The organism is Geomonas paludis (genome assembly GCF_014193585.1).
GTDB classification, from domain to species: Bacteria; Desulfobacterota; Desulfuromonadia; order Geobacterales; family Geobacteraceae; genus Geomonas; species Geomonas paludis.
The window spans coordinates 21,697-35,951 of record NZ_BLXY01000017.1; the positions used below are offsets into that span (position 1 = coordinate 21,697).

Annotated in this window: 14 protein-coding genes; 10 read left to right on the forward strand and 4 right to left on the reverse strand. The window is 57.1% G+C overall.

Features of this window, described 5'->3' with window-relative positions:
* Positions 1 to 779: 779 nt before the first annotated feature.
* The 6 genes from H7687_RS20205 to H7687_RS20230 all read left to right on the forward strand — a co-directional run bounded on the left by H7687_RS20205 (position 780) and on the right by H7687_RS20230 (position 5,396).
* A complete protein-coding gene (locus H7687_RS20205; protein ID WP_183350801.1) occupies positions 780 to 1,271 on the forward strand; it encodes a hypothetical protein in 492 nt (163 codons plus the stop codon).
* Positions 1,272 to 1,392: 121 nt separating this feature from the next.
* Positions 1,393 to 1,707: a YbjQ family protein gene (locus H7687_RS20210; protein WP_183350803.1), complete on the forward strand. Its 315-nt coding sequence runs from the start codon at positions 1,393 to 1,395 to the stop codon at positions 1,705 to 1,707.
* A 10-nt stretch (positions 1,708 to 1,717) separates the two neighbouring features.
* Positions 1,718 to 2,173, forward strand: coding sequence for a YbjQ family protein (locus tag H7687_RS20215; protein ID WP_183350805.1), 456 nt, complete (start codon positions 1,718 to 1,720; stop codon positions 2,171 to 2,173).
* Positions 2,143 to 3,018 (forward strand): M48 family metallopeptidase, encoded by an 876-nt coding sequence (locus H7687_RS20220; RefSeq protein WP_183350807.1) that lies wholly within the window; start codon positions 2,143 to 2,145, stop codon positions 3,016 to 3,018. The genes H7687_RS20215 and H7687_RS20220 overlap by 31 nt, the downstream gene beginning before the upstream one ends.
* Positions 3,019 to 3,098: 80 nt before the next feature.
* Complete coding sequence (locus tag H7687_RS20225; protein ID WP_183350809.1) at positions 3,099 to 3,896, forward strand: caspase family protein; 798 nt, start codon at positions 3,099 to 3,101, stop codon at positions 3,894 to 3,896.
* Positions 3,897 to 4,505: 609 nt separating this feature from the next.
* A complete protein-coding gene (locus H7687_RS20230; RefSeq protein WP_183350811.1) occupies positions 4,506 to 5,396 on the forward strand; it encodes a M23 family metallopeptidase in 891 nt (296 codons plus the stop codon).
* Positions 5,397 to 5,512: 116 nt separating this feature from the next.
* Here H7687_RS20230 and H7687_RS20235 read toward each other — a convergent pair whose 3' ends face one another.
* Positions 5,513 to 6,472, reverse strand: a complete 960-nt coding sequence (locus H7687_RS20235; protein WP_183350813.1) for an SGNH/GDSL hydrolase family protein — start codon at positions 6,470 to 6,472, stop codon at positions 5,513 to 5,515.
* Between the two features lie 257 nt (positions 6,473 to 6,729).
* Here H7687_RS20235 and H7687_RS20240 point away from each other — a divergent pair, with 257 nt between their 5' ends.
* Both H7687_RS20240 and H7687_RS20245 read left to right on the forward strand, forming a co-directional pair.
* Complete coding sequence (locus H7687_RS20240) at positions 6,730 to 7,512, forward strand: enoyl-CoA hydratase-related protein (protein WP_183350815.1); 783 nt, start codon at positions 6,730 to 6,732, stop codon at positions 7,510 to 7,512.
* A 52-nt stretch (positions 7,513 to 7,564) separates the two neighbouring features.
* Positions 7,565 to 8,338, forward strand: coding sequence for a class I SAM-dependent methyltransferase (locus H7687_RS20245; protein ID WP_183350817.1), 774 nt, complete (start codon positions 7,565 to 7,567; stop codon positions 8,336 to 8,338).
* 14 nt (positions 8,339 to 8,352) lie between these two features.
* Here H7687_RS20245 and H7687_RS20250 read toward each other — a convergent pair whose 3' ends face one another.
* From H7687_RS20250 to H7687_RS20260, 3 genes are all read right to left on the reverse strand, one after another.
* Positions 8,353 to 8,673: a nucleotidyltransferase family protein gene (locus H7687_RS20250; protein WP_183350819.1), complete on the reverse strand. Its 321-nt coding sequence runs from the start codon at positions 8,671 to 8,673 to the stop codon at positions 8,353 to 8,355.
* A complete protein-coding gene (locus tag H7687_RS20255; RefSeq protein ID WP_183350821.1) occupies positions 8,673 to 9,089 on the reverse strand; it encodes a nucleotidyltransferase substrate binding protein in 417 nt (138 codons plus the stop codon). Before H7687_RS20255 ends, H7687_RS20250 begins: the two co-directional genes overlap by 1 nt.
* A 280-nt stretch (positions 9,090 to 9,369) precedes the next feature.
* Positions 9,370 to 11,604, reverse strand: a complete 2,235-nt coding sequence (locus tag H7687_RS20260) for a vitamin B12-dependent ribonucleotide reductase (protein ID WP_183350823.1) — start codon at positions 11,602 to 11,604, stop codon at positions 9,370 to 9,372.
* Between the two features lie 237 nt (positions 11,605 to 11,841).
* On the opposite strand from H7687_RS20260, the gene H7687_RS20265 reads away from it, so the two are divergent.
* Positions 11,842 to 12,912, forward strand: coding sequence for a sensor domain-containing diguanylate cyclase (locus H7687_RS20265; protein ID WP_183350825.1), 1,071 nt, complete (start codon positions 11,842 to 11,844; stop codon positions 12,910 to 12,912).
* Positions 12,909 to 14,204 (forward strand): right-handed parallel beta-helix repeat-containing protein, encoded by a 1,296-nt coding sequence (locus H7687_RS20270; RefSeq protein ID WP_183350826.1) that lies wholly within the window; start codon positions 12,909 to 12,911, stop codon positions 14,202 to 14,204. Before H7687_RS20265 ends, H7687_RS20270 begins: the two co-directional genes overlap by 4 nt.
* Positions 14,205 to 14,255: the final 51 nt, after the last annotated feature.

Below are 14,255 nucleotides of genomic sequence, written 5' to 3' on the forward strand. Positions count from 1 at the left end.
CCTCACAAGACCGGCCCCCCCCGTTGAAGGGGGGACCGGTTACGGCTCCACCGCCATCTCTACCCCCTCCCCCCATCAATCACCACCCCGCACTCATCAGAACCGAACTCACCGCCTGATAAATCCACTTTGCCGCATTCGTAGCCCTAAAATTCATTTTATAGAGAGCGGAATGCATATCCTGCTCGAGAAATGCATTTTGTAAAGGACGAGATGCATCCACCGCTTGAGAAATGCATTTTGCGGAGGACGAAATGCATCCGCCGCTTGAGAAATGTATTTTCCGTAGGACGAAATGCATCCGCCGCTTGAGAAATGTATTTTCCGTAGGACGAAATGCATCCGCCGCACGAGAAATGTATTTTGCGGAGGACGGAATGCATCCGCCGCGCGAGAAATATATTTTGCTGAGGACGGAATGCATCCGCCGCTCGAGAAATATATTTTGCGAAGGACCGAATGCATCCGCCGCTCGAAAAATACATTTTGCGGAGGACGGAATGCATTCGCCGCTTGAGAAATACATTTTGCGGAGGACAGAATGCATTCGCCGCTTGAGAAATGGTTTTTTCGGAGGAATGAATGATCCGCCGTCTGCGAAAGGGTTTGGGCGGAGCACAAATGGCATCCGGTGCTAGACGAACTGATCAGTTGGAAAAGAGGAGGGGGACGACTTGGACCGGCACGGTTTCAGAAAGAACCTCGCGATGGTGGGGCGCCACTTCAGCTTTGACAGAGATGAAGAATCTCTATATATTGCCGATAATGTGCTTGTATAAATGAAAGTTGGGCTTGAAAAGGAAGTGATGAAAACCCTGAAACTTGCAGCAGTAATAATTATTTTAATCGGCACTGCCTATATCTCCTATGGAGCCATCGCCATTGGTGCCGCTTCGTTTAACGTCGCAGACTTACCCCCCAAAATGGCTCGTTATATTTCATCGACCGGCGCTACTTGGGATGAATGGAAACGAACCTTCTTCCGTGGAGGAATTTGGGGGATGGGGTTAGGGTGTGTAGCAATAATCGCTGGGATAGGAGTCTTTCGGTTCAAAACTTGGGGCAGGACGTTATGGTTATTTTTATCACCGATATTGTTACTTAATCAATTTTCCGAAGGCCAAAAGAGTCTAACTTATTTCAGGACAAATAGTAGTTATCATATGGCTTTGGGCTTGTTAATTATTGTGACAATGAGCTGGCTGTTACTTTTAACGCCCACGGCAAGAAGAGAATTGGCCCCGAAAGCCCAACACCGGCGTAGACACTGACGCGGCAAAACCAGCCGCGCAGGTCACGCCGAGCCCCGTTGCCAGCGGGAAAAAGGATGGCAATTACAGGCTCTTCGGATGGTGGCGGGACTGAATTCGGAATTACTACAAAGGAGAAAAAATGGAAATCACCAACATCGAAACTATTCCTGGGAAGACCATCACAACGCATTTCGGACTGGTGTGCGGCAGTACGGTTCGATCCAAAAATGCCTTCAAGGATATTGGGGCTTCGTTTAAGAATATGTTCGGTGGCGAGTTAAAGAACTACACCCGTCTGCTGGAAGAGACTCGACAGGAGGCTATCAACCGGATGATTGAGCAGGCGAGAGCGATCGGCGCAAACGCAATCGTAAATGTCCGATTCGCGACATCTGATGTCGCTGCCGGTGCGGCAGAGATTTACATCTATGGCACCGCTGTCAGGGTGGAATAGGAGAGCAACCATGGCAGATTTTGCGGCAGATTTACTGAACTGGGGATTCTGGATTTTCCTGTTTGTAGCATCTTATTTTGTCGGTACCTATAGAGAAAAAGCCCATTTAAAGAGCATTGTTGAACGGGAGAAAAGACTTCTTTCACTCCCGGCATTGACCCTGAAATTTGCTGAAGACCGACCAGTTGCCAAAACAGAACTGGTAATGGGAAGCGTCGTGATTGGCGGGGATTTTTTCAAGCAGGTCGTTGCAAGTTTGGCCAGCGTTTTTGGCATGCGGATCTCTGTTGCGGAGGCCATGATGGACAGGGCTCGCCGCGAAGCGGTCTTGCGCATGAAAGAGAAAGCTGTGGGTGCGGATGCGATTCTCAACGTCCGTATAGAGGGGTTGAAAATAGGTGAGCGGAAGAAAATAACAGGAATCGAGGCCATGGCTTGCGGCACGGCCGTGTACTACTCAAAATGAATTTTGAGCCACGATACTGCGAAAAGAATGTAAATGTTCAATCGAACAGCCATTTCGGAGAATTTATTCGCCTTACTTTGTGGTTGTTGGGGATCGTTTTCGTAATATACCTTCTTTTGGGGTACACGGCCGAGAAAATCGCAGAACGTCTGCCTCCCAAATTTGAAGCAGCTATTGCTGGCGGCATTACCTCAAAATTTGGCCATAGTGACTTTCCCCGCACCCAGAAATATCTGCAAAAGGTACTCGACTCTTTAGTGTCTTCGGCTGAGGGGCTACCGCCATTCGCTTACAGAGTCATAATCGTCGATGAGAACATAGTGAATGCAGTGGCTTTGCCAGCAGGGAATATTGTTGTTTTTAAGGGGCTGGTGTCTAAATTGAAGAACGAGAACGAGGTCGCGATCATATTAGCCCACGAGCTAGGGCATTATGCCCACCGCGATCATTTAAGAGGATTGGGGCGGGGCCTCGTTCTTGTGTCCATCATGACGGTACTGGGGGTGTCCGGTGATCTGCCCGGGTTCATATCGCCTTCAGTGCAGACCTTCGATTTGAAACACTCACGTGATCGTGAGTCGGCTGCGGATCGCTATGCCATGGATCTTTTTGTCCGCACGTACGGCCATTCCGGAGGTACCGTTGAGGTGTTTAAGGTTCTGGCCGCTCAGGAACAAGGTGGGCGAAGGCCGGAATTACTTTCGACCCACCCCGACACCCTCTGGCGCATACAATCCCTTACCGATTATCTGAAACTGAAAAAATATCCAAACGGTTCCATCTTGCCTCTGCCGAAGCCTGGTGTGCTTCCTTTTCCTAATGACCAGACGGTGAAAGCACAATAACAGGGCGTACGACAATCAATAGCAAAAGGTGAATACGGGTATCAAGACGTGGGGCAATCAGTGAAAACAGGAGGCAGAGGTTGTTTCAGATCGGCTTTGTAGCAATAGCAATCATTTTTCTCGTGGGGACTGTTCCATCAACATCTGCTGGTAGCCCAATAAAATTTAACTCGCAACCTGTTAAAGATTCCAGCAGAGTAGCAAAACCCCTACCTACTCCAGTTTCCAAACTCAAAGAGCCCTTAATATTTTATGCTTCGCAGTCGGGAAAGCCAACGCTTGACCAGGGTGAGGGTGGAGGTAATCCCTTCGCATCTGCACTAATAGAGTTACTGGAAAGGCCATCGCTAACGTATTCAGCGCTTCAATCCGATCTTGTTTCAATGACTAAAAAGAAAAGTGGGGGATTTCAGGAACCGGATGTGCCAGATATCCGTCTGTCAGTGCCCTTGCAGATCAAGTCGGGTACAAGCTCTGGCAAACGAGTGGCTTTTGTTTTCGTATTCTCGGATTATCGGAGCGAAAGGCTACAACCTCTTCCAGGTGCTGAAAAAGACTTACACCGAGTGGCTCTGGCACTGAAGAATTCAGGTTTTGAAGTACAAACGGCCGTTAACCCATCAAGAACCGATCTTCAGGTTGCCCTGCAATCTTTTTCAACGAATTCAGCAGATGCAGAGGTCTCTATTATTTATGCTACAGGCCATGGCTTCGAGTACAACGGCCAGGTCTATCTAGTACCAATCGACTATCCCTTTAGCCAAGATCCCAAGGCGTTGTCCGAGTTTGCTATTCATATTCCGAGCCTTAAGAGCTTTGTGCATGCGAAGGACGCAAATTTTGTGTTCTACGGTGGATGTCGAACCATTATGCGATAGAGAAAGTCTGGCGGGAATTCCCCGCCGGACGGTGCGAGGCCTTGAAGTAGACGCTGCCTCCGGAGAGAAAACATGCCGCCGGTCTGCATGAATGGCCGATCAAATTCATAGATTACCTGTTCCTTGCCTTTGACATCTCCACGGCTTTCTCTCCAACTGATGTTCCTGCGGAGAAAAGGGGACAGGCTAGTTTACCAAGTCCCCTTCCCATCAGCGGCATGATAAGGCGGCCCACATATGGTGTATTCGGCGATTCAGGCTCACGGAAGGGGGACGCCCCATTGGGCATTCTTCGTGGACGTCACGCTGTAGTTCCTCCAGAAGTTGTTGTCCCAGTAATCGTTTCCCTGAACGCGCCTGTTATGTTGTATGTCAAGACCGCTGACACCGGCAGCGTCTGTTGCGGCAGCATTAGGGGCATTCTAACAGGGATGAAGGGGATGAAGGGGATGAAGGGGATGAAGGGGATGAAGGGGCAAACCCCAGGAGTCTGGTTTTATCCCTTTCATCCCCTTCATCCCTGTTAGATATACCTGTTGTGTTTTTCCTCCAGCACAGTAGCGGACGGCGAAGCCGCCGCTGTGTTCCTAGAGCCCGCAAGGGGGACATATGACGCGACTTTTTCTGCCTCTTTTTGCATTTTACCCGCTGGGGCTCACTTTAGTTGCGTTCGCCTTGTTGCTCGGAGCCAAACCTCGGCCGCGATCCCAGACCGCACTGCTGATAGTGATCAGTGGTTGTATTGTTAGCTTTGCCTTTCTCGCGGGGCCTTGGGCCTTAACGAGTTATTACTTCCGCTATGCTCTGCCGGTTTTGTTTGTCATTGCCGTTGTGCACATTATCTCGCGGAGTAGGTCCAAAACGGGTATCGCCACATCTTGGAGCCGGTTGCGTTTGGCTTTTTTATTGCTGGCCCTCATCCTGTTGATTAACCTCAACGTCTTGGCTGTAGCAGCCTTCCGTCAGCCCGGTCCCCCCCTTAACCTGGCATTTCCGTTAACTTCAGGGAAATATTATGTGCTCCAAGGCGGGAACAGCATAGTTTCCAACCCGTTTCATGCACTGGCAGGCAATAAACTCGCCTTCGATATTGTTAAGTTAAATCGAATCGGCAATCGGTCGGCTGGAGTTTCACCTAAATCCCTGGATGATTACGAAATATTTGGCGAGAGACTTCTCAGCCCTTGCACGGGGACCGTCCAATCCCTTTATGACAGGGCTGCAGATACTGCGCCGGGACATCCGGACGGAGAGCATCCGGCTGGAAACCACATTGTTCTGAAGTGCAGCGACGCGGAAGTATTGTTAGCGCATCTAAAGCATGGCAGCATAAGGGTAAAGGTTGGAGAAGCAGTTTCTAGCGGGCTATGGCTTGCCGACGTTGGTAATTCCGGCAACACGCTAGAACCGCATTTGCATATCGGGGCGACAGTAGGTGGGGTAGAGAAAGCACTTGCTTTCGGTCCAAGCTTGTCAGTCAACAGCATCGTGATTCGCTGATCGGCAAAAAGAGGGGGGGCGTTCTCCGGAGGAAAAGGGGACCGGCTACTTTTTTAGTTCTGGCAACTGAGGAAAAGTAAACCGGAGCTCCTTTTGCGGAGGCTCCGGTTTTTCACTTACTTCGCCAGTTCTGACAGCGCCTGCTGTGCCATGACGCCGTGTACGTACTCGGTGGGATGGATGCCGTCCCAGAAGATGAAGGTGTCGGGCTTGCTACAGACAAAAGGCGGCGAGCCGGGTGTCAGGCAGGGGGCGTCGACGACCTGCAACCCGAATGCGGAGGGATTGGCCACCAACTCCTCAAGCTTGTCATAAAAGGCGACGCGCACCACCTGCAGGCCGGGGAGCTGGGCCGACATCGATGTCAGCAGGTAGTCGAGGAGGAAGTTGTAGTACTGGGACAACTGGTGTGCGCCGGCCGCTACTCCCGGCATCTCCTTGTCGGTGGTGATGATCGCGGGTGTCAGCGAAAGGTCCGGGGCGTTGCATACCAGGAACTTTCTGGCGCCGGCACTGTAGAGTGCGGTGATGTTCGCCTGCAGGGAAGCCACCGCCTGCTCGACAACGGCGGGATCCTGTGCCTCCAGGGCGTCCCTGATGTCGTTACTGCCGAATTCGACCACGTAGAGTGCGTTCTGCGGCGCGTGGCCGCCGAACACGTTCAAGAAGGTTGTCACCTCGAAGGTGATGGTCGCTTCGCCCGCCTTGTCATGGGCCCGTGCGCCGCCGATCGCGTAATTGGTGGCGTCGAGCCCCAACTCCCTAAAAGCGGGCCGGGTGTTCCCTGACAGCGAGTAGTGCCGCGCCAACTGTTCCACCCAGGTCGCTCCGTTGCTGAAGTGGTGGCCGCCCCGCGCGTAGGGCATCTCGGGGACGAGGAGTTGGTCCAGGAACTGGTAAGGCGGTGTGTTCGACTGCCCCAGAAAGACGAAGGCGTTGCCGGGGTCTGAAAGGCTGTCGCCGAACACCACGATGCGGTCAAAAGACGTCTGCGCCGAGGCCCATGCTGGCACCAGCAGCATGAAGGCCAGCAAAAGCCCGAAGATCGTCCGCCTCTTGGCAAGAATAATGGCCATAGCATCCTCCTTTGCTAGTCACTGCACGTGAAAAACCAAGGATCGTATTCCTGCGCCTCTTGTCATCCCTCCTTTCCGCAGGTGTGATGACAACAAGTGTAAGACTACCGGTCATTTCTTCAAGCCATGAGGGGGGTGAAAGGCACTATCTAGTTAGTAAGGAAGGCGGGGCAGTTGTGACTTTGCCATTTCCCGGTATCCTCATCCGTCAGGAGCGGACTGTCACAGAGACGGTGCTGTCAGGTAAGGAGGGAGAAATGGAACTGAAGAACCTGCTGCTGGAAGTGAAGAATCGAATTGCGACGGTGACGGTGAACCGCCCGGCGGCCATGAACGCCATGACACCGGAGACCCTGGAGGAACTGCAACGCACGGTTGCCGAGATAGACGGTAACGACGAGATCCGCGCCGCGGTCATCACCGGGGCGGGCGCGAAGGCATTCATCGCGGGCGCCGACATCTCGCTCATGCGGGACATGACCTCGACCCAGGCGCGTGAACTGGCGCTCAAGGCTCACGGCATCTTCGCCGCCATCGAGCGCTCATCCAAGCCCTTTATCGCAGCGGTGAACGGCTATGCCCTGGGCGGCGGCTGCGAACTTTCCATGGCCTGTGATATCCGCATCGCCTCCGATAACGCGAAGTTCGGGCAGCCCGAGATCAACATCGGCATCCTCCCCGGGTTCGGGGGATCGCAACGACTCCCCAGGCTGGTCGGGAAGGGGCGGGCGCTCGAGATGATACTCACCGGTGACATGGTCGACGCAGCGGAGGCGCTGCGCATAGGTCTCGTGAACCGGGTGGTGCCGCAGGACGAGTTGCTGAGCGAGGCCCACAAGGTGGCGGCGAAGATAGCTTCGAAAGGCCGTGTAGCCACGCGGCTCTGCAAGGAGGCGGTGGTGAACGGGCTGGAGATGGACTTGGCCCGGGCCTGTGCCTACGAAGCAGAACTCTTCGGCTACAGCTTCGCCACCGCAGATCAGAAGGAGGGGATGAGCGCTTTCCTGGAGAAGCGGGCACCGGTTTTCCAGGACCGCTAGGGGCGACTGCCCCGATTTTTTACTATGGCGAATATTTCAGGGGGGAACAATAGTGGCAAACGATACTGAGCAGGCGCACCGGGAGAAGATCATAGAGCAGTTCTCGCAACAGGCGGTACCGTTCACGCAGGTGCCGGGGCATCACGATGCATTGCAGGTGCTGTTGGAGGTGTCCGGAGTCGGCAAGAGCGACGAAGTGCTCGATGTCGCGTGCGGTCCGGGGATGGTTGCCTGCGCGTTTGCCAGGCACGCCAAGCAGGTAACGGGAGTCGACATCACGCCGGCCATGATCGAGCAGGCCAGGCAGCGCCAAGGTGAGCAGGGGCTGGCCAACCTGTCCTGGGACGTCGGCAACGCCGTACCGCTGGCGTACCCGGACAATTCGTTCTCGCTGGTCATCACCCGCTACAGCTTCCACCATCTGCTGGAGCCGCGGCAGGCGCTCTCCGAAATGATCCGCGTCTGCCGCCCCGGGGGGACGGTAATGGTGGCCGATGTCGCCATGCCCGCGGCAAAGTCTGCCGCCTATGACCACCTGGAACTGATCCGCGACCCCTCGCATACACACGCCTTGACTGAGGAAGAGTTCGAGGCGCTGTTCCAGCGTTCCGGCCTGGTCGACTGCCGCCGGAGCGCCTACGGCGTCAACATCGAGCTGGAGACGCAGATACGCGCGTCCTTTCCCAAACCGGGAGACGACCAGGTGATCCGGGAAGTGGTGACTGCCGACGTCGGCATCGACAGCCTGGGCATCAACGCCCGCGAGGAAGCCGGCAAGATCGTCTACACCGTGCCGATAGCCGTTTATGCGGGGAGGAAAAGATAAAAAGGGGGGCGGAGCTACTTTGTGGGGGACACGCGGCTCTCTATCAGAATCGTATAGTGCTCCAAAATGTTGTTACGGAAGTTCTCCGGTACCTCATCCCATATCATCACGTCAACACGGAACGGCAAGTCGCTTTCCTCGAACGCCTCTTTCAGCGCGCTAACGTGTTCGCGCTGCTCACGCCGAGCAAAGACCACCAAGTCCAGATCGGAAGCGGGACGGGAAGTCCCTTTAACGCGCGAGCCATAGGCCCAGACCGCTGTACCGGGGATAAAGCTGCTCAGCAAAGATAGAATCGACTTTTGCTGCTCTGGCGTGATGTCAATAGTGTCCATTACTCCCACGCTTCACCAGTCATGGTCTGGTAAAGACCAATGGCGTCATCAATAAAATACCCCATCAGCTTCAGACATTCCTCTGCCTTTTCACCACTGTAGTCGTGGGAGGTGTCGACACGGGCTTGGGCGTATTCCAGCCAGCCTTCTACTGAAGGGAAGAGCTTGTTTTCAAAGCCAAGGCGGAAGATCGGCTTGGGGCTGTTTGGGACGTCGGGGATACCCAACTCTTCCATCAGGTAGCGCTTGAGGATCTTCCAGAGGCAGTCGTAGCAGGTCTCAAAGCGATGCACGACCGATTCGGCCAACGCTTCCCTGTCCAGTTCGGGGAGGTCGCGTTCACGAGAGCTGCTGTAGTTCGCAAACTGCAGCTCAAGATGCTTGAGCGATTTGCTGAATTTGTCGTAATCGATCACCCGCAACCTCCATTTCGTAAATCTTTGCTTCAGCTGGTGCCGATTCTGAAGTGATAGCAGGTTTCTTCGGGTTTTTCCAGTTCTTTGGCCGGAGCCCGAAGCCGCTGTGGACTGTCACCAGGATTGAAGCCCCTCACCCGCCCTTCGGGCACCCTCTCCCGAGAGGGTATCCGTCTACGGCCGGTGCGATGGTACATAAAAAGGGGGACCCGCAAGTCGGGTCCCCCTTCGTTTTACCTCTATTTCTTATTCACTCTTACAGTAGCTTTCAAGTTTCTCGCTACGCGCACTCGGAGTAGCCGCAGACGCGGCATACTGCGCAGCCGCCTTCGTGCTCGACGACGCCACCGCACTCGGGGCAGGCGCCTCTCTCGAAGCTCGGGGCCTCGATGATTTCGGCGTGGCCGGTCAGCGCCAGGTGCGACTGAATCGCCTTGGCGACGGCATCGGCGCAGGAGAGGACCTTGTTGTCGCCGAAACCGCTCGGGCTGTGGCAGGAGATGCCGAGCAGCTGCTTCACGACCTGGCGTGCCTGCACGCCGCTTCTCCAGGCCAGGGACACCATGCGGCCGATGGCCTCGCTCTGGCTGGCGGCGCAGCCGCCGGCCTTGCCCATGGTGGTGAAGACTTCGAAGAGACCGGTGGCATCTTCGTTGATGGTGATGTACAGCGGGCCGCAGCCGGTCTGCATCTGGTAGGTCCACCCTTTGAGCGCCTTGGGACGGTCGCGCTTGATGCTGCGCTTCTCTTCCAGTGTGAGCGCCACGGCGGCCTTGGGCTCTTCCTTCTTGCCTACGGAGAGCACCTGCTCGTCGCGGGAGCCGTCACGGTAGATGGTGACGCCTTTGCAGTTGGTCTCGTAGGCCAGACGGTACACCTTCTCGACGTCCTCGACGGTGGCCTCGCGCGGGAAGTTCACGGTCTTGGAGACGGCGTTGTCGGTGTGACGCTGGAAGGCGGCCTGCATGGTGATGTGCTCTTCCGGGGTGATGTCGTGGGCGGTGACGAACACGTCGCGCACGTCCTCGGGGATGGCGCTGATGTCCTGCACGGTGCCGTGCTCGGCGATCCGCTGCATCAACTCGTCGCTGTAGAAGTCCTGCTCCTTGGCGATCTTCTCGAAGAGCGGGTTCACTTCGACCAGGATGTTCTTGTCCATCACCTGGCGCACGAAGCTGACCGCGAAGAGCGGCTCGACGCCGGAGGAGGCGTTGGCGATGATGGAGATGGTGCCGGTCGGCGCGATGGTGGTGACGGTCGCGTTCCTGATCGGCGCGGCGCCCGGCTGGTCGTAGACGCTTCCCTTGAAGTTGGGGAAGGGGCCGCGGCTCTTGGCGAGTTCGCGGGAGGCGATCTTGCCTTCTTCGTTGATGAACTGCATCACCTTCTCACCCAGTTCCACGGACTCCTCGGAGCCGTAGGGGATGCCGAGCAGGATCAGCATGTCCGCCCACCCCATGACCCCCAGGCCGATCTTGCGGTTGGCGCGGGTCATCTCGTCGATCTGCGGCAGCGGGTAGTTGTTCACCTCGATGACGTTGTCCAGGAAATGCACGGAGGTGCGCACGGTCTCTTTCAGCTTGTCCCAGTTGACCTTGCCGTGGGCGACGAACTTGCCCAGGTTGATGGAGCCCAGGTTGCAGGACTCGTAAGGGAGAAGCGGCTGCTCCCCGCAGGGGTTGGTCGACTCGATCTCGCCGATGTGCGGGGTCGGGTTGTCCTTGTTCAGGCGGTCCAGGAAGATGATGCCCGGCTCGCCGTTCTCCCAGGCCTGCTTCACGATGCGATTGAACACTTTGCGCGCGTTCAGCGTCCCGGCCGGCTTCTTGTCGCGCGGGTTGAATATGGTATAGTCGCGGTCCGCGTCGACGGCCTTCATGAACTCCTCGGTGATGCCGACCGAGATGTTGAAGTTGTTCAGCTGGCGCTGGTCGTTCTTGCACATGATGAAGTCCATGATGTCCGGATGGTCGACACGCAGGATCGCCATGTTGGCGCCGCGGCGGGTGCCTCCCTGCTTGATGGTCTCGGTGGCGATATCGAACACCCTCATGAAGGAAAGGGGGCCGCTGGAGATGCCGGTGGTGGACATGACCACGTCGTTGGCCGGACGAAGGCGCGAGAAGGAGAAGCCGGTGCCGCCGCCGGACTTGTGGATCAGCGCGGTGTTCTTGACCGATTCGAAGATTTCCTCCATGCTGTCGCCCACCGGAAGCACGAAGCAGGCGGAGAGCTGCCCCAGTTCGCGGCCGGCGTTCATCAGGGTAGGGGAGTTGGGGAGGAACTCGAAGTTGGTCATCATGTTGTAGAACTTGTCCGACAGCGCGGAGATGTCCGCCTTCTTGTCGAACACGGCGTCGGCCTGCGCGATGGCGGTCGCCACGCGGCGGAACATGTCGGAGGCAGTCTCAAGGGGCTTCCCGGCCTGGTCCCTCTTCAAATAGCGCTTCTCGAGCACCGTCAATGCGTTCTTGGTGAGACCCGGGATGTGACCCTTCTCGACTGTTTTCTTCATAACCTTTCGTCCTCCTTGGGATATTCAACATGTAGCCATGTCATTTGCTTGGGGCCCTACATTTTGTGGAGCGGCAGAAATAAACCACAAGATGTATGACGAAGTCAAGCGTTAATAGATTAAAATTTCGGCTGCTCATAAAAATAGAAATTGCCGCTGTTTACAACGCTCCACCATTTACAAGCGGGGCAGCACTGTGTTATTCATGTGTGGTTAATTTTCCTGCCGGGAGCCTCCATGACCCAGTGTGATTGCAACAGCCAGAAAGAGTCGCTCGAGTCCCAAGTCAAGGCGCTCAAGGACCTGATCGAGGTCGCCAAAGCCGTCGTGTCCACGCTGGACCTGGACACGGTGCTGCAGGCCATCCTCACCTCCGCGATGAGATTCGCCGAAACGCCGGCCGGCAGCGTCGCGCTCTACTACGACGCCAAACGCGAACTGAGCCTGCACGCGCACTCGGGGCTGACGGCGGATTTTGTCAAGAAGGAGCGCTGGGAGGTGACCGCCGGCGGGCTGACCGAGCAGGTGCTGCGGGCGGGGGAAATCTTCTATATAGAGGACACGGAACAGACCCCCTTCTTCAACAACCCCATCGCGCTTAACGAGGGTATCCGCTCGCTGGTCTGCGTGCCGCTCATCTTCCAGGAGCGCATCGTGGGGATTCTCTACCTGGATGATTTCGCTCCGAGGCAGTTCGACCGGGAGAAGCTGAACATGCTCTCCATCCTGGCCTCGTTTGCCGCCATGGCGATTCACAACGCCACGCTGCACAAGCAGACCAAACTTCTGGCTATAACGGACGCGCTCACCGGGCTGCACAACCACCGTTATTTCAAGCAGTACTTCCGGCAGGAGATGGCGCGCGCGAAGCGCTACCACAAGCCGTTTTCCATCATCATGATGGACGTGGACGACTTCAAGTCCTACAACGACAGCTACGGGCACGCCGCCGGCGACCGTCTCCTGGAAATGATGGGAGAGCTGATCCTGCAGACCATCCGCGGCGTCGACGTCGCCTTCCGCTACGGCGGCGAGGAGTTCATCGTGCTCCTGCCGGAGACGCGGCTGGAAAAGGCCGTCCTGGCGGCGGAGCGCCTGCGCGACAGCGTGCAGAAGGGTACCGCAGAGAGGCTCGTGGAAGGAACCAACCGCGGCGTCACGGTGAGTATCGGCGTGGCGAGCTATCCCGAGAATGCCGACAAGATGGACGAGCTGTTCAACATCGTGGACTCCCTGCTCTACCTGGCCAAGCGCTGCGGCAAGAACAAGGTGTACCACCAGGAAAGCATAGAGATCCCGGTTACATGAAAAAACTGATCCTTGCCCTTACCTGCGCGGGGCCGCTTCTGGCGGCCCTTTTGCTTCCCACCTTCGCCAAGGCTACGGTGGGCGAGCCCGCGTTCGCCAAGGCTACGGTGGGCGAGCCCGCGTTCGCCAAGGCTACGGTGGGCGAGCCCGCGTTCGCCAAGGCTACGGTGGGCGAGCCCGCGTTCGCCAAGGCGGTAGACAAGCCGGCCGGCGAGCCGGCTCCCGCTGTGGTGGCTCCGGCTCCGGCGGTGATTGCGCCAGCTGCGGCTGCTCCGGCTGCGGCTGCGGCACAGCGGGTCGAGGCGCCCTTCAAGCCGCAGATCTCGTACGGCGACCAGGTGCTGGCCGAGGATACGGTCTGGCGCGGCGAGGTGCTGGTGCAGGGGGCGGTCACGGTCGCGGCCCAGGCGACGCTGACCGTGGAGCCGGGAACGGTGGTGCGCTTCAAAAAGAGCGAGGGGCGCAATGCGACCCTGCTGGTGCAGGGACGTATCGTCGCTGCCGGTACCAAGGAGGACCCGGTCCGTTTTACCTCCAGCTTCGCCACTTCGGCGGCGGGGGACTGGCTGGGGATCACGCTCCTGGGAAGCGAGAAGAAGAATGTCCTGGAGAACTGCCGCATCGACGGAGCCCAGACCGGTCTCGAAGCGCTCTTCTCCAACCTGACGCTGAAAGGGGTGCGGGCAGAGCGCTGCGCCGTGGGGATGCGCTTTCAGGATGCCCTGGTGCAGATGGAAGCCGGCGGCGCCTCGGACTGCGATGCGGGCCTGGTCTTTGCCAACAGCGAAGCGACGCTGCGCAGCCTCAACCTGATCGGCAACCGCGTCGGCATCTCGGCCCAGAAAAGCTCCCTCTACCTGCAGGACGGCAGTCTCGCCATGAACCGTTCGGCACTGTCGTGTGACGGCTGCCGGGTGAAGCTCGCCGGCGGGGCCGTGCTGGACAACGGGCGCGGGGTGACCCTGCTGGAGAGCGAGGGGAGTATCTCCGGCATGAAGCTCGCGCGCAACAGCGATTACGGTATCTCCCTGACCACCTCGCGGGTGCGGGTGGAGGGGAACCTGATCACCGGCAACGGCACCCAGGGGATGCTGGTTTTCGACGGCGCCGGCGTGGCCTGGGGCAACATCATCAGCGGCAACAGCGGGTACGACGTCTACAACGCCGGCACCGAGGAGTTTCGTGCCCCCAACAACTTCTGGGGGGAGAGCGGTCCCAGGATCTTCGACAACGGCGGCCGCGGCAAGGTGGGCGTCGTGCCGCAACTCAAGACGGCACCCAACGGCAACTAAACGGGCCGTTCAACGTTCGACGTTTGAACCGGACATCGGACAAGCCGACAA